This window comes from Burkholderia sp. RF7-non_BP4, from assembly GCF_001521935.1.
Lineage (GTDB): Bacteria > Pseudomonadota > Gammaproteobacteria > Burkholderiales > Burkholderiaceae > Burkholderia > Burkholderia diffusa.
This window is the reverse complement of the sequence record NZ_LOTA01000053.1, coordinates 166,824-184,696: the sequence shown is the minus strand read 5'-3', so window position 1 is coordinate 184,696 and position 17,873 is coordinate 166,824. Positions and strand designations below refer to the sequence as shown.

Below are 17,873 nucleotides of genomic sequence, written 5' to 3'. Positions count from 1 at the left end.
TCACGCGTGGCAGATCGCGATGATCTCCGCGCTGGCCGCGTCGTCGAACGGCGCGCCGTGCCAGTCGCCGCACCATTCCGCCGACGTGAAGCCGGCGGCCGCCACGCGCGCCCGCAGGTCGGGCTGCGCGATGAAGCGCAGCCGGCTCGCGTTCTTCATCCGCGTATTGTCGCGCTGAAAGTGGTAGACCGTGTCGAACGACACGATCGGGCCCTCGACCGCGGTTACCGCATGGTGCAGCTCGACGCGGCCGAACTCGGGCGAATCGATGCGGGACGCGGACGCCTGCGGCGTCCAGCCACGCCACGGCTCGACACGCGGGTTGCGGGTGTCGAACAGGAAGCGGCCGCCGTCGGCCAGCACGCGCCGCACGCCGTGCAGCGTCGCGTCGATGTCCGCGTCGGTCAGCAGACACTGGAACGCGTGTCCGGTCATCACGACGGCATCGAACGGCGCGCCGGGCGGCAGGCCGCCGAGATCGCACGCAAGCCAGCCGACCGCGCCGGCGCCAGGCTGGCGTCGCGCATGGTCGATCATCGCGGGCGCGGGATCGATCGCGACGACGTCGTGCCCGGCCGCCGCGAGCCGGCGCGCGAACGTGCCGGTGCCGCAGCCGAGATCGAGAATCCGTTGCCGCGTGGCGCCGATGCGCGATGCGTAGAACGCGAAGTCGCGATCGCCTGCGTTGAACCGGTCGTAGACCGCGACGAGGCGCGGGTCGGTATAGAGGATTTCGCCGGCGGTTGCCGCGTCGGACGTCATGCGAAACGCGCGTCAGCGTTGCTGGACCGCGACGCGCAGCCCGAGCGCGATGAAGATCGAACCGATGATCTTCCCCTGCCAGCGCGTGAGCCACGCAAGCCGCTTCACGAGGCGGCCGAGCGGGCGGATCGAGCACGCGATCAGCGTCGTGTAGAGCGAGCTGAGCACGACGAAGATCAGCCCGAGCACCGCGAACTGCACGAACGTCGAGCCGCGTTCCGGATGCACGAATTGCGGCATGAACGCGAGGAAGAACAGCGCGGTCTTCGGGTTCAGCACTTCGGCGGGAATCGCTTGCAGGTACGCCTTCAGCGGCGTGACGGGCGACACTTTCGGCAGCGACGGATCGGACGGCCTGTCGAGCAGCGCGCGCACGCCGAGGTAGATCAGGTACGCGGCGCCGACCAGCTTCACGACGTTGAACGCGAGCGCCGACGTCATCAGCAGCGCCGACAGCCCGACCGCCGCGAACAGCGTGTGCACGAAGTCGCCGCTCGCGACGCCGAGCCCGGTCAGGATGCCGGTCTTGCGGCCGCCCTGCACGGTGCGGCTCAGCACGAGCAGCACGGCGGGGCCGGGAATCAGGAACAGACCCAGGACGACGGCGGTGAAGGTGGTCAGCGTGGTCAGGTCGAACATGGCGGCTCCGGCAAGGTTGGCGCAGCGGCGGGGGATGACGCGGCGGCGCGAATGTTCCGATCGTTCACTGCTCGATTCGCCAGAATATCAGCGTTTCGGGCATCGATGCTTGCTCCGGTCGCCGGCCTTCACTCGCCCAGCTTCGCCGCCAGAAAATCCACGGACGCCCGTATCCGGCGCCGACGCGGCCGCGGGATCGCGATGATCAATTCGATCAGTAACTTGCGCGGTTTCATCGGGTCGTTCGCGATCGACTGGCTCATGCACGTGACGGGTGGGTATGCGGCAAGGCCTTACGTGGTGGCGGGCACGCTCTGTTGCTGAGTCGCAAGGGTGGGCGCGAGCACGTCGTGTCGGGAGGTGACAGCATCGTTGAAGGCAGGACTTGCCGGACGCAGCGGTCGAAGGTTCCGCTATGCGCCCGATGCGCGGACGTTTTGCACGATCTCCAACGCACATGCATCGGCCGATGCCTTCGACGTATCGATCACGCAATCGCTGAACGCACGTGCCGCATAGCCTTCCCGATACATCTCGGCGATACGTTGCCGCTCCCAGTCCGTCAGCGCCCGCGTGCCGCGATCCGACGACGCGATCGCCTCCGGTGGCGCGAGCGTCACGACGAACAGCCGCGCATCGCGTGCATCGCAGGCCGCGCGCAGGCGTTCGAATTCCGCCTCGCCGATCGGGTAAGCGGTCACCAGGTGGCGTTCATTGGCCTGCGCGACCTGCGTGACGAGACGCGTCAGCGCGATCGCCCACTGCACGTCGAACGGGGCGTCCCCGGGCGCGTCGTGATCGTCGCCGTCGATGAAGCGTGCATCGGGCAGCAGGCGTGCGAGTGCGCGACCGATCGTCGTCTTGCCGCTGTTGATCGGGCCGTTCAGGTGAATGACGATGAGGGAAGTCATGAGCCGAGTCTGAATTCGAACGACTCTCAGCTTGCCATGAACGCAGCAGCGTTGCAGCGCCGTTCGCGGGCGACGCGAACGTGATGCGATAGCGGGAAATGCAGGAAGGGGAGAGGCGGAAGGGAAACGGCAGGCCGCGCATGCGACGACGCATACGCGGCTTGCCCCGCCGGGGCGTGTATCGGCTACGTGCCCGGCGTCGAACGAGGCGGCTTACTCGCCGCTGTCGCTCTTGATCTGCGGCAGCGCCGAAGCTTCACCCGGCGTCAGCAGGCCGACTTGCGAATACACGCGCAGCTTGTCGCGCGTATCGGTGATGTCGAGGTTGCGCATCGTCAGCTGGCCGATCCGGTCGCGCGGCGAGAACGTCGATGCCACCTTCTCCATCGACAGGCGTTCCGGCTGATACGTGAGGTTCGGCGACTTCGTGCTCAGGATCGAGTAGTCGTTGCCGCGGCGCAGTTCGATCTTCACTTCGCCGGTGATCGCGCGCGCGACCCAGCGTTGTGCCGTTTCGCGCAGCATGATCGCCTGCGGGTCGAACCAGCGGCCCTGATACAGCAGGCGGCCGAGACGGCGGCCGTTCTCGCGGTACTGCTCGATCGTGTCTTCGTTGTGGATGCCGGTGACGAGACGCTCGTACGCGATGTACAGCAGCGCGAGGCCCGGGGCTTCATAGATGCCGCGGCTCTTCGCCTCGATGATGCGGTTCTCGATCTGGTCGCTCATGCCGAGGCCGTGGCGGCCGCCGATGCGGTTCGCCTCGAGCAGCAGCTCGACCTGGTCCTTGAACTCGACGCCGTTCAGCGCGACCGGCTGGCCCGCTTCGAAGCGCACCGTCACTTCTTCGGCGGCGATCTTCACGTCGTCGCGCCAGAACGCGACGCCCATGATCGGGTTCACGATCTTGATGCCGCTTTCGAGGCTTTCCAGATCCTTCGCCTCGTGCGTCGCGCCGAGCAGGTTCGAGTCGGTCGAATACGCCTTCTCGGCCGACATCTTGTATGCGAAGCCGGCCTGGTTCATGAATTCGGACATTTCGGCACGGCCGCCGAGTTCGTCGATGAACGTCTGGTCGAGCCACGGCTTGTAGATCTTCAGATCCGGGTTCACGAGCAGGCCGTAGCGGTAGAAGCGCTCGATGTCGTTGCCCTTGTACGTGCTGCCGTCGCCCCAGATGTTGACGCCGTCTTCCTTCATCGCGGCGACGAGCATCGTGCCCGTCACGGCGCGGCCGATCGGCGTCGTGTTGAAATACGTGACGCCGGCCGTCGTGATGTGGAACGCGCCGCTTTGCAGCGCGGCGATGCCTTCGGCGACGAGCTGCGCGCGGCAGTCGATCAGGCGGGCGCCGGCTGCGCCGTATTCGATCGCGCGTTTCGGGATCGCGTCGTAATCGTCTTCGTCGGGCTGGCCGAGGTTCGCCGTATATGCGTACGGGACGGCGCCCTTCAGTTTCATCCAGTGCAGCGCGGCGCTGGTGTCCAGGCCGCCGGAGAAGGCGATACCGACCTTCTGGCCGGTCGGGAGGCTTTCGAGAATCGTGCTCATAGGAATTACCGTGGATTGAAGCCGGTGGGATCGTATTTCGCGGAATATGCGAGTATCGGCTGTCCGGGAAGTTGGGGCAAGACCTGATTTTCGCGCCAATACGTCGTCGGGCCTGTCGCGGCGGGCCCGGCGGGCGGTTAACCGGCCGGAGAATCCGGCGGGAACCGGCCGCGGGCGGCTGTCGAAACCGGCGGAAACGCGGCGGCGCGCAGGCCCGGTTTCCGGGGCCGGATCGGCCGACGGGCACGGTCGCCGTCGACGGGATGCCGGTCCGTCTTCATGAAAGATATTTGAAAGTATTGCCGGCGTTTCCCGCCATCCGCCGGTCTTCAGATATTCCACGCCTGTGCGGTATCGAGCAGTTTCTCGCGCAACTGATCCACTTCGCCGGCCAGCTTGGCCGTGATCGACACGTAGCCCGACAACTGCGGCGGAGGCAGGTCGTGCGGCGGCTCGGCCGGCCGGCGGCGGGCCGCGAGCCGGCTCGGCGTGCCGAACTTGAGCGCGCGGCTCGCGCCGACGAGCGTATCGCGGATGCGCCGGTTCACGGCCTTCATGTCGTTGCGCATGTATTCGCGGGCAGCCAGGTCGTCGCGGGCCGGCACCATGCTCGACAGGATCTCCAGGTAGCCGATGCACAGGCGCAGGCTGCGCTGGATCGCCTCGAGGTGCGTGACCGAGATCTCGCATTCCTTCGACACCGACGGCATCAGCGAACGCAGCTGCACCAGCAGCGCGCTCAGCGCGGCCATTTCCTTCAGGTGCGCGTCGTTGCTCACGTGGCGGTCGCCCGCGAGGCGCGTATGCACGGCCGCGCACGCGCGCAGCGCGTCGGCGAGCTTGTAGCGCCACGAGTAGGTCGCGTAGAGCGGCAGCGCGAACGAGAACGCCAGCGCGATCGCGATGCCGGCCAGCACGTTCACCGCGCGCCACAGGCCGTCGACGATCTCGTTGTCGCCGTGCCCGGCGACGATCACCATCGTGATCGCCGACAGCAGCGCGATGTAGCCGGCCTTGCCGATCGCGTGATAGGCGCAGACCCCGCACGCGATCGCCATCAGCAGGTAGATCGCGAGCGGCGCGTGCAGGACGGAGTAGAGCAGGATCAGCCCGAGCCCCGCGAGCGCGCCGATCGACGTGCCGAGCGCGCGCTCGGCTGCCTTCTTGCGGATGTTGCCGTGGTGCTGCAGCCCGCCGACGACGATCAGCACGGTGATCGTCGACCATTCGCCGTGCGGCACGCGCAGCCCGGTGGACAACGCGATCGACACGAGGATCGCTAGCGCGACGCGCGCCGCATGGATCAGCTTCGCGTGCCGGTAGCGGCGGTAAGGGTCCAGCAAGGGACGGAGGGCGTGGCGCAGGAGCGGCGGCAGTCGGGCAGGGAGCTGGGCGGTCATGACGGTGCGGGGGTGGCCGGCGGGGGGGCCGGAATACGCGCGGGCGGCCAGCGCGGGCCGGCGCCGCGCCGCACGCGCAGCTGACGTAACGCTAGCCGAACGCGCGCGGGCTGTCCACGGCGGCGCGGTGCGGGTGCCCGGGCGGCGGCCGCGTCACGCGTCGGCCGTGCTTGCCTCGGCGTGCGACACGCGATTGCGTCCGCCGGACTTCGCGCGGTACAGCGCCTCGTCGGCCTGCCGCAGCAGCGTCGCGGCGTTGACGCGCCCGCCGGTGGCGGTCGCGGCGCCGATGCTCGCCGTCACGTGCCCGTACGGGCTGCGGCCGTGCGCGATGTCGAGCCCGGCGATCGCGCGGCGGATCCCTTCGGCGACGGTCGCCGCGCCCCGCGCATCGGTGTCGGGCAGCGTGACGACGAATTCCTCGCCGCCGTAGCGCGCGACGTGGTCGCTGTCGCGGCGCAGGCAGCGCGACGCCGATTGCGCGACGCGGCGCAGCACGTCGTCGCCGGCGAGGTGGCCGTAATAGTCGTTGAACGCCTTGAAATGATCGACGTCGACGAACAGCACCGACAGCGGGCGGCCGCTGCGCGACGCGCGCTGCGCTTCCTTCGCGAGCACCGTGTCGAACGTGCCGCGGTTGTCGAGCCCGGTCAGTGAATCGGTGTGCGCGAGCCGGTACAGCTTCGACTCGGCGATCTGCCGGCGCCTGAGTTCGCGCGACAGCGCGAGCGAGCCCCACGCGATGAACACGGTAAACAGGCCCATCAGCACGGCGGTCCAGATCGTGCGATGGCGCCACGACGCGTAGATGTCGATCTCGGCGGGCGCGACGTCGACGATCAGCGGCAGATTCGCGAGATGCTTGTAAACATAGATGCGCCGCACGCCGTCGATCGCGCCGACGCCGGTCAGCGCGCCTTCGCTGCTGCGTTGCGCCTCGATGAAGAGCGGGGAGTCGTGAAGGTCGAGGCCGACCACGCGCGCATCGAACGGCAGGCGGGATACGAGCACGCCGTTGTCCTCGACGATCGCCGCGCTGCCGTGCTTGCCGACCGCGAGACCGTCGAGCAGCGCGCGGAAGTAGTCGATGCTGAGCGTGCCGACGACGATCCCGCCGAAGCGGCCGTCGGCCAGAGTGATCCGTCGGCTGAGCGCAATTGTCAGCGCACCGCCGCGCAGCCGGGACGCATAGGGCCGGCTGATGTAGAGGCCCTGCGCGAGCCGGTCGCGATGCACGGCGAAATATTCGCGGTCGGCGAAATTGCCTTGCCGCGGCGGCGATGCGGCCGAATCGATCACGATATTGCCGTGCGGATCCATCACGAAAATGGCACCGAGATACGCGCCGCTCGCGGCGCGGTCGAACAGCAGCCGGTGACGCTGGTGCGGCGGCAATGCCATCAGTTCCGGATCGGCGAGGCCGTCGACGACGTTTTGCAGCGACAGATCATACAGTTCGATATTGCGGGAAATATCGCGCTCGATCAGCAGCATCAGGTTGCGCGCATTTTCGACCGCATGGTCGTATGCGTCGTGGCGTGCCTCGATTAAAAGCGATGTCGAGAGCCCCCAGCTGAACAGCAGCAGCACGATGCCCGCGACGAGCACGCCGCGGGGCGACAGAATGCGTGCCACGGCCGACGCGGTATGACCGCGCAGCTTGGCGAGCGGCGTGTGTGGCTTCATCCTCGGGGGCGGGGGGCGGAAATTTGCGTCGTCGACGATTCCGCGCACTGATTAATTCGCATTAATCGGGATTATCTCGCGAATTCCCGAATTTCGTCGCGCGATGCAAAACATGCATGCATCGTTCACGATTTGGAACGATTACACATCATTACCGTGAACCTGCGTGCCAAACTGATTTGAATCAATTACGGGTGGCCGATATTTTGTCTGATTATTGACGATGAATGCCGTTCGATTTGTCGGTTTAATACAGGATCCGACGATTGCGCCGGCGCGATTACACATTGCACGGTGCGCCATCGCGGATGGCCACCGAATGGCGCGACCGGTGCCGCGCAACCCGCGGCTGTGCCGTCGTCTCGTCGCCGCGCCGCATCCAACTTGTTGATTCTGCTGCGTCTGCATGCGGCGGCGGGGCGGCCGGCGCTCAGCTGTCCGCGCGGCGAATCAGGTAGAATCCGCGCTTCGCCGCAGGCGCCCGGCGCGCAACGCGTATCGGGGCCGCATCGAATGCATCGCCGCAGGCGGCGCGCCGCGCCCCGATCCCGCATGCGCCGGCTCCGGATGCCGGCCCGCTCAACGTTCGTCTCGTTTATGTCCGCACTTCCGAATTCCGACCAACCCGGTTCGTCCGCGAACCCACCCAAGCTTCATCGCGCGCTGAAGGCGCGCCATCTGACGATGATCGCCATCGGCGGCTCGATCGGCACGGGCCTGTTCGTCGCGTCCGGCGCGTCGATCTCGCAGGCCGGCCCCGGCGGCGCGATGGTCGCGTACATGCTGATCGGCCTCATGGTCTACTTCCTGATGACGAGCCTCGGCGAAATGGCCGCGTTCATGCCGGTGTCGGGCTCGTTCGCGACCTACGGCGCGAAATACGTCGACGAAGGCTTCGGCTTCGCGCTCGGCTGGAACTACTGGTACAACTGGGCCGTGACGATCGCGGTCGAACTCGTCGCCGCGCAGCTCGTGATGCACTACTGGTTCCCGGACGTGCCGGGCGTCTGGTGGAGCGCCGCATTCCTCGGCGTGATGTTCCTGCTCAACGCGCTGACCGTGCGCGGCTTCGGCGAAGCCGAATACTGGTTCGCGCTGATCAAGGTCGTCACCGTGGTCGCGTTCATCGGAGTCGGCCTGCTGATGATCTTCGGCATTCTGAAAGGCGCGCCGGGCAACGGCTGGGGCAACCTGACGATCGGCGACGCGCCGTTCGCGGGCGGCCTGCCGGCGCTGATGGGCGTCGCGATGATCGCGGGCTTCTCGTTCCAGGGCACCGAGCTGATCGGCGTCGCGGCCGGCGAATCGGAGAACCCGCGCACGACGATCCCGCGCGCGGTGCGTCAGGTGTTCTGGCGCATCCTGCTGTTCTACGTGCTGGCGATCTTCGTGATCGGCGTGCTGATTCCCTATACCGATCCGAACCTGCTGAAGAGCGACGTGACCGACATCGGCGTGAGCCCGTTTACGCTCGTATTCCGCCACGCGGGCCTCGCGTTCGCGGCGGGCGTGATGAACGCGGTGATCCTGACGGCCGTGCTGTCGGCCGGCAACTCGGGCATGTACGCGTCGACGCGGATGCTCTACAACCTCGCGACGGAAGGCCGTGCGCCGAAGCTGTTCGCGAAGCTGTCGCCGGGCGGCGTGCCGCGCAATGCGCTGTACGCGACGACCGCCGTCGGCGCGCTGTGCTTCTTCACGTCGCTGTACGGCGACAAGACGGTGTACCTGTGGCTGCTGAACACGTCGGGGATGACGGGTTTCATCGCGTGGCTCGGCATCGCGATCAGCCACTACCGGTTCCGCAAGGGCTACGTGACGCAAGGCTACGCGCTCGACCAGCTGCCGTACCAGTCGAAGTGGTTTCCGTTCGGCCCGCTGTTTGCATTCGTCCTGTGTCTCGTGATCGCGCTCGGCCAGGACTATCAGGCGTTCCTCGCGAACCGGATCGACTGGGCGGGCGTGGCCGCGACCTACGTCGGCATTCCGCTGTTCCTCGTCGTGTGGCTCGGCTACCGGTTCCTGAACAAGAGCCGCTTCGTGCGCTATGAGGACATGGAGATCGCACCGTGGGTCGCCGCGAACCGCGGCGCGCAGCTGCAGCGCGTGGAGAACCGCGAAACCGTGGGCTGATGCCGGCGCGGCATGCGGCCGCGCGATGGCGCAACGAAACGGGAAGCCGCGCGCTTCCCGTTTTTTTTGTCCGCTTTTCCCTGCACGGGGTCAAAGCCGGTTATATTGCCCGACCCTACCGGGCCACGGCCCGGCCGGCGCGACGAGCGCGGCGCGGATCGGGCATCCGGCGCGCGCCTGTCGCGGCGGCCGGCGGCGCCCGGCGTTTTCATCGCTCCGCCGCGGCCGGCACGGCCTGCGGAGCGCGCAACCCAGAGGAATCCATGAGCGCATCACCCGCCGAGCGGAAGGCCGGACCCGTTTCCATCGTGCGAATCGAAGCCGCGATCAACGCGTGGCGCGAAGTGTATCCGCCGGCGCCGGACGGCGAAGACGGCTACGCGCTCGACGCCGGCAGCAACTGCCTGGCCGAGCTGTACGGCGCGATGATCTGCTATCGGCTGCCGGACGTGCCGCTCGACTCGCTGAGCGACGCGCAGCGCGATGCGTTGTACGCGACCGAGGCGTGACGCGCGGTCGAGAGGCCGCCGCGACGCGGCGTCGATGAAGCAACGGGAAGCCTGACGGCTTCCCGTTTTGCTTTGCGCGGTGCCGGACGCCGGGGCGGCACTGCGCTGCTCGCGCCGGTATCGGCGCGGGCTGAGGTATCGTCATGGCATCGGGATCAGGCGATCACGGGACGACCGGCGCGGCACGCATGCGCGCGGGGCCGAATGAACGTCCGTTGCCGGTCCGGGAGGGAGCGAACATGGAGTTGAGACACCTCCGCTACTTCGTCGCGGTTGCCGAGGAGCGGAATTTCACGCGCGCGGCCGAGCGCCTGCACATCGCGCAGCCGCCGCTCAGCCGGCAGATCCAGCAGCTCGAGGAGGCGCTCGGCGTGCCGCTGTTCGAGCGCAACGCGCGGCCGCTGAAGCTGACCGACGCGGGGCGGTTCTTCTATTCGCACGCGGTGCAGCTGCTCGCGCAGACCACCGAACTCGAATCGATGACGAAGCGCGTCGGCAAGATCGAGCGCAGCATGTCGGTCGGGTTCGTCGGCTCGACGCTGTACGGGATGTTGCCGAAGATCATCCGGCGCTTTCGCAGCGAATATCCGGCCGTCGAGCTGAGCCTGCACGAGATGTCGACGATGGACCAGATCAAGGCGCTGAAGGAAGGGCGCATCGACGTCGGGTTCGGGCGCATCCGTCACGAGGATCCGAGCGTGCGGCGCGTCGTGCTGCGCGAGGAGCGGATGATCGTCGCGCTGCCGGTCGGTCACGTGCTCGACGGCGCGAAGCCCGTCCTGTCGCTGCACGATCTCGTGAACGACACGCTGATCATCTTCCCGAAGGCGCCGCGGCCGAGCTACGCGGACCAGGTGCTCGCCGCCTTTCACGATCGCGCGTTGCAGCCGCGCAAGATCTACGAGACGCGCGAACTGCAGATCGCGCTCGGACTCGTCGCGATGGGCGAGGGCGTGTCGGTCGTGCCGCACAGCGTGTACGGCCTGAAGCGCGACGACATCAGCTACAAGCCGCTCGACGATCCGAACCTCGTGTCGCCGATCATCATGAGCATGCGGATGCTCGACGAATCGGAGGACATCCGCGCGATGCAGGCGCTGATCTACCGGCTGTACGACGAGTCGCAGATGGAGTATCTGCCGCCGCAGCCCGAATGAGCGTGCGGGCGGTGGGGCTTGCTTGACGCCGCGCGCGTCGCCGGGCCACCATCGTCGGCATTCGATGCAGCCCGCCCGCGTGCGGCCGCCTTCATGCAGACCACGACACACATGACTGACATCGTGACCGAGGAGACCTGGGTCGAGACGCCGCAAGGGCGTCTCTTCGCGAAGCGCTGGCGCTGTGAGCCCGCGCAGGCACCGGGAGCACCTGAGCCGGCCGCGCCTGAGCCGGCCGCGCCGATCGTGCTGCTGCACGATTCGCTCGGCTGCGTCGAGCTTTGGCGCGACTTCCCCGCGCAACTCGCGCGCGCCACGCGGCGCGACGTGATCGCATATGACCGGCTGGGCTTCGGCCGGTCCGATCGTCATCCGGGGCAACTCGGCATGACGTTCGTGCGCGACGAGGCCGACCACGGATTCCATGCGCTGCTCGAGCGGTTCGGCATCGACGCGTTCGTGGCGTTCGGGCACAGCGTCGGCGGCGGGATGGCCGTCGGATGCGCGGCCGCGTATCCCGCGCGTTGCCGCGCACTGGTGACGGTCTCCGCGCAGGCATTCGTCGAGGATCGCACGCGCGACGGCATTCGCGAGGCGGCGCAGCAGTTCGACGCGCCCGGCCAGCTCGACCGGCTCGCGCGTTATCACGGCGACAAGGCCGAATGGGTGCTGCGTGCGTGGGTCGACACGTGGCTGTCGCCGGCGTTTCGCGACTGGTGTCTCGACGACGACCTGCCGCGCGTGCGTTGCGCGACGCTCGCGATTCACGGCGAGCAGGACGAATACGGGTCCGACGTGCATCCGAAACGGATCGCCGCGCGCGTCGCGGGGCCGTCGTCGTTCCTGCTGCTCGATCGATGCGGACACATGCCGCATCGCGAGCGGACCGACGACGTTCTCGCGGCCGTGGCGACGATCCTGCGCGACGCGCTCGCCTGAACGCCAGCGCGCCGGCGTGCGATGCGACCGGCGGGCCGGGCCCGCCGGGGCTCAGAACGACAGCTGGATTGCGAGGTCGATCGCGAGAATCGCGATCGAGCAGCCGATGCCGAGAACCACGTTCGGCAGCCGATGTTCGAAGTCGCGATTGTCGCGGCGCATCGCGGCACCGAGCAGGAAGATCGCCTCGACGACGATCTGCAGCCCGACGAACAGCAGCATCAGCAGATATTCGTAACCCATCTGCTTGTACGCGGCGAATTGCATCCCGTGATCGCGGATCCATTGGCCGACGCGCAGCAGTTCGTAGACGAACAGCAAGGCGGGAAACAGGTAGCTGATGAAATACGTCGGCGCGGTGGCGTGCCGTAGTTCGAGATGGAAGTGCTGATGCGTGGTAGCCATCAAGAAGCCCTCCTTGCAACGCATGATTGCGGTCGCGACGGCGGCGCGACGACGTGCGGACTAAGGGATTGCCCGAGGCATCGTGCGCGGTCGTACGGCACCAGCATACTGCTGCGCGGGAAATTTGGCATCCCGTCCGTGCGATCGTTGTAAAAACCCCTCCGCATCATGCGATGCCTTCAACGGCCGTCGCGCGCGATGCGCGTTCGACGCGGACGCACGTTCCTGACCGGGCGTCGCCTGCGCGGCCACTCACGCTTTCGCGTGCGCGCCTTCGACGAACAGCTTCGCGATCGACCGGAATTCCCGCTTCAGCGACAAACCAGGTACCGTCAGCCAGCGCAGCATCGCCGCGAGATAGAGGTGATGAAACCACGTGGCGAGCTGGTCGGCCGCCAGCGCCGGGTTCAGTTCGCCCGCCTGCTGTCCGGCCGCGATCAGTTGCTGCCACACGAGCGCGATGTCGCCGCCGCCGTCCTTCCCGCTGTCCGCTTCCACCACGCCGATGCTCAGGAACCGATGTCGCAGGTATGCGAGCAGATACACCGGATGCTGCTCGCACCATGCGGCCGACGCGTCGAGCACGCAGGCGATCCGCGACGCGAAGGTCCGCCGTCGCGCGACGTCACGCTGCAGGTGCGCGAGGTCGCGCGCGAGTTCGCCTTCGAGCCAGTGCGCGAGCACGGCCTCCTTCGTCGGAAAGTGGTTGTACAGCGTACGTTTCGCGACATCGGCCTGCGCGGCGATCTGTTCCATCGTCACGGCATCGTAGCCGTGCGCATCGAACAGGCGTGCGCCGGTGTCGGCGAGATGCGCGAGCATCTGGATGCGCTTGCGTGCGCGGCGGCCCGGATCGTCGGTCGTCGTCGGCATGGTTCGGTATCGACTGAAAGTGCACGAATTGCATTAGTATACGACGTGCATTTTTATGAATCCACTCGCCTGCATCGTGCAGGAGGAACCGCGCATGAAGCTCGTCATCGCCACCTACGGCACCGAAGGCGACACGCGCCCGCTCGCGGCGCTCGGCCGCGCGCTGCTGGATGCCGGCCATGAGGTGCGGTTGCTGGCCGACGCCGCGACGCTCGGTTCGGCCGCCGCGCTCGGCGTGCCTTGCGCGCCGCTGTCCGGCGACATCCGCGCGGCGATCGCGCCGGATGGCGCGTTGTCCGACGCGGTGCGCGGGCGCGGCGGTTTCAACGACACGTCGAAGGCGCTCGCCGCGATCGCGAATGCGAATACGGCGGCATGGATGCGCGAAGTCGCGGCCGCGTCGGCCGGTTGCGATGCGATCCTGGTGTCGGGGCTGGCGTCGTTCGTCGGGCTGTCGATCGCCGAGTATCGCGGCGTGCCGGCGATCGGCACGGGGATGATCCCGATCACGCCGACCGCGGCGTTCGCGTCGCCGTTTCTGCCGCCCGGCAAGGTGCCGCGCTGGCTGCATCGCGCGAGTCACCGGTTCGTGAACGCGCTGCTGTGGCATGCGTTCAGGAAGGCGACCAATGCGGCGCGCGCCAGCGTGTGCGGACTGCCGCCGCGCGGGCGCGTATGGACCGATCATCCGATGCTGTACGGCGTGTCGCCCGCGCTGCTGGCCGATCCGGCCGACTGGCCGTCGCATGTGCTGGCATGCGGTCAGTGGCGCGTCGACGCGCCGGCGTGGACGCCGCCGCCCGCGCTGTCGAGCTTCCTCGATGCGGGCGATCGGCCCGTGTATATCGGCTTCGGCAGCATGGCCGGGTTCGACCGGGCCGCGATGGTCGATGCGCTGCTGCAGGCGCTCGACGGCCGGCGCGCGCTGTTCCATCCGGGCTGGAGCGGCATCGATGCGTCGATGCTGCCGGCGCACGTGTGCGTGATCGGCGAGACGCCGCACGACTGGTTGTTTCCGCATGTATCGATGGCGATCCATCACGGCGGATCGGGTACCACGCATTCGGCCGCGCGGGCGGGGATTCCGTCGGTCGTCGTGCCGTTCGCGGGCGATCAGTTCTTCTGGGCGAGCCGGCTGCAACGCCTCGGTGTGGCCGATGGACCGGTGGCGGGGCGGCGTGTGGACGCCGCGGTGCTCGCACGCGCGATCGCGTTCGCGGCACGCGCCGACACGCAAGCGCGTGCCGCCGAACTCGGTGCGCGGATCGCGCGGGAAGACGGGGTGCGGCTGGCGGTCGGCGCGATCGAGCGCTGGGGGCGCGCCGGCGTGCGCTGAACGCGTCCGCCCCGCGTCAGAAATGTCCGGTGAACCGGTAGCGGCTGCCCGGATGCCACAGATTGGCCACCGACGCGACCATCCCTTGCGACCACGTGCGCCGATGCAGCAGCAGGCACGGCTCGCGTTCGTCCGTCGTCAGGTGGCGGCGCGTTGCCGCATCGGGCATCGCGGCCTCGATCCGGTATTCGACCCGCTGCAGCGGCGCGACGCGCGTCAGGTACTGGTTCGGCGTCGTCGTCGTGAAGTCCTGCAACGCATATTCGGGCGCGCAGGCCGGGTTGACCCAGCGCTCCTCGAGCTGCACGGGCGTGTCGTTTTCGAAGTGCAGCACGCGCGAATGGAAGATCGGGCTGCCGGTGTCGAGCTGCAGCTCGTCGGCGAGTTTCGCGTCGGCAACGGCCGCGCCGACCTCCAGCACCTGCGCACGATACGCATGGCCGCGCGCGGCGACTTCATCCGAGATGCTGCGGATCGCGACCAGCGTCGATTCGTATTTCGGCGACGCGACGTACGTGCCCGAGCCGCGCGTGCGCGTGAGCACCTGTTCGGCCGTCAGCTCGCGCAGCGCGCGGTTGACCGTCATCCGCGCGACGTTGAATTCGCGCGCGAGCTCGTTCTCCGACGGCACCTGGTCGCCTTCCGCCCACTCGCCCGCATGAATGCGCGCGAGGATGAAGTCCTTGATTTCCTGATAGATCGGTGTGGTCATTGCATTGCTGTTCAAGAGACGGCGGCCGCGTGCCGTCGCAGGCCGGCCTTCGTGCGGTGTCCGGGCGGAGTGTACCGGGTTCGACGCGGTGCGGGCCCGACTGTGGGCCCGGGATTCGGGTAATTCCGGCCTGCATCCGGCGCGCCGGTCGAGGGGGCCGCGAGGGCCATACGGACCTCGGTCGCCGCGTCGGCGAGCGCGACGGACGAAAAAGTATAGACAAATGTGGGCGCGCCGACGACGCACGGAATCCGCACAGAAAGCTGGATTTCATCTGCATGTAATCTGTAGCGAATTGAAATATAAGGGAAATTCGCTCATGGAAACAATCAACCGACAATTAGAGATAAACACGGATTGCTGGCAGTGACCTGAAAAAGGCAAAGTTGTATGTACAACTTCGAGAGTCACCGGACAGGCGGCTCCCGGGTTGGAAGGGTTCGCGGCGGCGACGCCGACGGGACCCGTGCCCAGTTCGCCTAAGACAGGAACGCCATGAAGAAACTCGCGCTCAGTATTGCCCTTGCCTGCCTCGCGGTCGGCGCCCACGCCAAGGATTGGTCGACGATCCGGTTCGGCGTCGACGCCAGCTATCCGCCGTTCGAATCGAAGGACGCAAGCGGCAAGGTCGTCGGCTTCGACGTCGATCTCGGCAACGAGATCTGCGCACGGCTGAAGGCGAAATGCGTGTGGATCGAGAACGACTTCGACGGGATGATCCCGGCGCTGAAGGCGAAGAAGTTCGACGGCGTGCTGTCGTCGATGTCGATGACGCCGGCGCGCGCCGAGCAGATCGCGTTCTCCGACAAGCTGTTCAACACGCCGACGCGCCTGGTCGCGAAGAAGGGTGCGAACCTGCAGCCGACGGCCGAATCGCTGAAGGGCAAGTCGGTCGGCGTCGAGCAGGGCACGATTCAGGAGACCTACGCGAAGGCCTACTGGGCGCCGAAGGGCGTGCAGGTCGTGCCTTACCAGAACCAGGACGGCGTGTACCAGGACCTGATGTCCGGCCGCCTCGACGCCGCGCTGCAGGACGCGGTGCAGGCCGACCTCGGCTTCCTGAAGACGCCGCGCGGCGCGAACTTCGAATTCGCCGGCAAGGACATCGACGATCCGAAGACGCTCGGCAACGGCGCCGGCATCGGGATGCGCAAGGACGACGCCGACCTGAAGGCGAAAATCGACCACGCGATCGCCGACATGATCAAGGACGGCACGTACAAGAAGCTCGAGAAGAAGTACTTCGCATTCGACGTCTACGGCGGCTGATCGTCCATGCGGCGCGCGTCGGCTGTGGCGCGCGCCGCGTCGGTTGCCGCGTGCAACCCGCTTCGCATGATGCGTCCGGCTTGATGAGCAAGTCGCATCAGGTAGTGCGCAGATATCGTTTGATGCGCAGTTAATGGCTATTGACAATCCAGCCACTTCGTTCTGGATCCCTTATATGATCTTCCAAGGATTTGGCCCGCTGTTGTGGGCCGGCACGGTCGAGACCGTGAAGCTCGCGGTGCTGTCGCTCGCCGCGTCGCTCATACTGGGCCTCGCGGGCGCGGGCGCGAAACTGTCGACCAACCGCGCGCTCAAGTCGGTCGGCACGTTCTACACGACGCTGATCCGCGCGGTGCCCGATCTCGTGCTGATGCTGCTGCTGTTCTACGGGATCCAGATCCTGCTGAACGACGCGACCGACCTGCTCGGCTGGGATCAGATCGACATCGACCCGTTCGTGGCCGGCGTCGTGACACTCGGCTTCATCTACGGCGCGTACTTCACCGAAACGTTCCGCGGCGCGTTTCTCGCGGTGCCGCGCGGCCAGCTCGAAGCGGGCTTCGCATACGGGATGAGCGGCTGGCGCGTGTTCCACCGGATCCTGTTCCCGCAAATGATGCGCTTCGCGCTGCCGGGCATCGGCAACAACTGGCAGGTGCTCGTGAAGGCCACGGCGCTGGTATCGATCATCGGCCTCGCCGATGTCGTGAAGGCGTCGCAGGACGCCGGCAAGAGCACGCTCGATTTCTTCTTCTTCACGCTCGCGGCGGGCGCGATCTACCTCGCGATCACGACGGTGTCGAACGTCGTGCTGCACCACCTCGAGAAGCGTTATTCCGCGGGCGTCCGGAGGCTTGCACTGTGATCGAACTCGTCAGCCAGTACTGGCAAAGCTATCTCTACACCGACGGCTACCGCTTCAGCGGCCTCGCGATCACGCTGTGGCTGCTGGTCGTGTCGATCGCGCTCGGCTTCGCGCTGGCCGTGCCGCTCGCGATCGCGCGCGCGTCGTCGAACCGCTGGATCTCCGGCCCCGTGTGGCTCTATACGTACGTGTTCCGCGGCACGCCGCTCTACGTGCAGCTGCTGATGTGCTACACCGGCATCTACAGCCTGCAGGTCGTGCACAACCACGTGCTGCTCGACACGTTCTTCCGCAACGCGATGAACTGCACGCTGCTCGCGTTCGTGCTGAACGAATGCGCGTATGCGACCGAGATCTTCGCGGGCGCGATCAAGGCGACGTCGGCCGGCGAGATCGAGGCCGGGATGGCCTACGGGATGTCGCGCTTCAAGCTCTATACGCGCGTCATCCTGCCGTCCGCGCTGCGCCGCTCGCTGCCGAGCTACAGCAACGAAGTGATCCTGATGCTGCACGCGACGACGCTCGCGTTCACCGCGACCGTACCCGACATCCTGAAGGTCACGCGCGACGTCAACTCCGCCACGTACATGTCGTTCCAGGCCTACGGCATCGCGGCCGTGCTGTACGCCATCGTCGTGTTCGCGCTCATCTGGGCGTTCCGCAAGCTCGAGACGCGCTGGCTCGCGTACCTGTCGCCGCGCGGCCATTAACGCATTCGCAAGATTC

General features: G+C 67.1%; 18 protein-coding genes. 8 read left to right on the top strand and 10 right to left on the bottom strand.

Going from position 1 to position 17,873, the window contains the following annotated elements; all coding sequences use genetic code 11:
- The 7 genes from WS49_RS19125 to WS49_RS19100 form a co-directional block, all read right to left on the bottom strand.
- Entirely contained in the window at positions 1 to 762 is a 762-nt protein-coding gene (locus WS49_RS19125; RefSeq protein WP_059531850.1) for a class I SAM-dependent methyltransferase, read from the bottom strand.
- A gap of 12 nt (positions 763 to 774) precedes the next feature.
- On the bottom strand, positions 775 to 1,401 hold the full coding sequence (locus WS49_RS19120) for a LysE family translocator (RefSeq protein ID WP_059531846.1): 627 nt from the start codon (positions 1,399 to 1,401) through the stop codon (positions 775 to 777).
- A gap of 128 nt (positions 1,402 to 1,529) precedes the next feature.
- Positions 1,530 to 1,664, bottom strand: coding sequence for a hypothetical protein (locus WS49_RS36520; RefSeq protein ID WP_257127734.1), 135 nt, complete (start codon positions 1,662 to 1,664; stop codon positions 1,530 to 1,532).
- Positions 1,665 to 1,814: 150 nt separating this feature from the next.
- Positions 1,815 to 2,312 (bottom strand): hypothetical protein, encoded by a 498-nt coding sequence (locus tag WS49_RS19115; RefSeq protein WP_059531843.1) that lies wholly within the window; start codon positions 2,310 to 2,312, stop codon positions 1,815 to 1,817.
- A 213-nt stretch (positions 2,313 to 2,525) separates the two neighbouring features.
- On the bottom strand, positions 2,526 to 3,863 hold the full coding sequence (gene argG, locus WS49_RS19110) for an argininosuccinate synthase (protein ID WP_059531840.1): 1,338 nt from the start codon (positions 3,861 to 3,863) through the stop codon (positions 2,526 to 2,528).
- 329 nt (positions 3,864 to 4,192) lie between these two features.
- A complete protein-coding gene (locus tag WS49_RS19105; protein ID WP_059531836.1) occupies positions 4,193 to 5,263 on the bottom strand; it encodes an FUSC family protein in 1,071 nt (356 codons plus the stop codon).
- 153 nt (positions 5,264 to 5,416) lie between these two features.
- A complete protein-coding gene (locus tag WS49_RS19100) occupies positions 5,417 to 6,949 on the bottom strand; it encodes a GGDEF domain-containing protein (RefSeq protein ID WP_059531833.1) in 1,533 nt (510 codons plus the stop codon).
- Between the two features lie 597 nt (positions 6,950 to 7,546).
- On the opposite strand from WS49_RS19100, the gene WS49_RS19095 reads away from it, so the two are divergent.
- The 4 genes from WS49_RS19095 to WS49_RS19080 all read left to right on the top strand — a co-directional run bounded on the left by WS49_RS19095 (position 7,547) and on the right by WS49_RS19080 (position 11,687).
- Positions 7,547 to 9,082: an amino acid permease gene (locus tag WS49_RS19095; protein WP_059531830.1), complete on the top strand. Its 1,536-nt coding sequence runs from the start codon at positions 7,547 to 7,549 to the stop codon at positions 9,080 to 9,082.
- 263 nt (positions 9,083 to 9,345) lie between these two features.
- Positions 9,346 to 9,591, top strand: a complete 246-nt coding sequence (locus WS49_RS19090) for a DUF3717 domain-containing protein (protein WP_006761486.1) — start codon at positions 9,346 to 9,348, stop codon at positions 9,589 to 9,591.
- Between the two features lie 239 nt (positions 9,592 to 9,830).
- Entirely contained in the window at positions 9,831 to 10,748 is a 918-nt protein-coding gene (locus tag WS49_RS19085) for a LysR family transcriptional regulator (RefSeq protein ID WP_059448822.1), read from the top strand.
- Positions 10,749 to 10,859: 111 nt separating this feature from the next.
- Entirely contained in the window at positions 10,860 to 11,687 is an 828-nt protein-coding gene (locus WS49_RS19080; protein ID WP_059532409.1) for an alpha/beta fold hydrolase, read from the top strand.
- 51 nt (positions 11,688 to 11,738) lie between these two features.
- Here the strand turns inward: WS49_RS19080 and WS49_RS19075 are convergent, their stop codons facing one another.
- Entirely contained in the window at positions 11,739 to 12,092 is a 354-nt protein-coding gene (locus WS49_RS19075) for a hypothetical protein (protein ID WP_059531827.1), read from the bottom strand.
- 252 nt (positions 12,093 to 12,344) lie between these two features.
- Complete coding sequence (locus WS49_RS19070) at positions 12,345 to 12,965, bottom strand: TetR/AcrR family transcriptional regulator (RefSeq protein ID WP_059531824.1); 621 nt, start codon at positions 12,963 to 12,965, stop codon at positions 12,345 to 12,347.
- A gap of 94 nt (positions 12,966 to 13,059) precedes the next feature.
- Between WS49_RS19070 and WS49_RS19065 the strand changes: the two genes are divergently transcribed.
- Positions 13,060 to 14,301 carry a glycosyltransferase gene (locus WS49_RS19065; RefSeq protein WP_059532406.1) on the top strand — a complete coding sequence of 414 codons (1,242 nt, stop codon included), beginning with the start codon at positions 13,060 to 13,062 and terminating at the stop codon, positions 14,299 to 14,301.
- 16 nt (positions 14,302 to 14,317) lie between these two features.
- Here the strand turns inward: WS49_RS19065 and hutC are convergent, their stop codons facing one another.
- Positions 14,318 to 15,013 (bottom strand): histidine utilization repressor, encoded by a 696-nt coding sequence (gene hutC, locus WS49_RS19060; RefSeq protein WP_059466626.1) that lies wholly within the window; start codon positions 15,011 to 15,013, stop codon positions 14,318 to 14,320.
- A gap of 495 nt (positions 15,014 to 15,508) precedes the next feature.
- Here hutC and WS49_RS19055 point away from each other — a divergent pair, with 495 nt between their 5' ends.
- The 3 genes from WS49_RS19055 (at position 15,509) to WS49_RS19045 (ending at position 17,857) form a co-directional block, all read left to right on the top strand.
- Positions 15,509 to 16,282 (top strand): ABC transporter substrate-binding protein, encoded by a 774-nt coding sequence (locus tag WS49_RS19055; RefSeq protein ID WP_059531821.1) that lies wholly within the window; start codon positions 15,509 to 15,511, stop codon positions 16,280 to 16,282.
- Positions 16,283 to 16,457: 175 nt separating this feature from the next.
- A complete protein-coding gene (locus tag WS49_RS19050) occupies positions 16,458 to 17,147 on the top strand; it encodes an ABC transporter permease (protein WP_059531818.1) in 690 nt (229 codons plus the stop codon).
- Positions 17,144 to 17,857, top strand: a complete 714-nt coding sequence (locus tag WS49_RS19045) for an ABC transporter permease (RefSeq protein WP_059531814.1) — start codon at positions 17,144 to 17,146, stop codon at positions 17,855 to 17,857. Before WS49_RS19050 ends, WS49_RS19045 begins: the two co-directional genes overlap by 4 nt.
- The last annotated feature ends 16 nt before the right edge of the window (positions 17,858 to 17,873 follow it).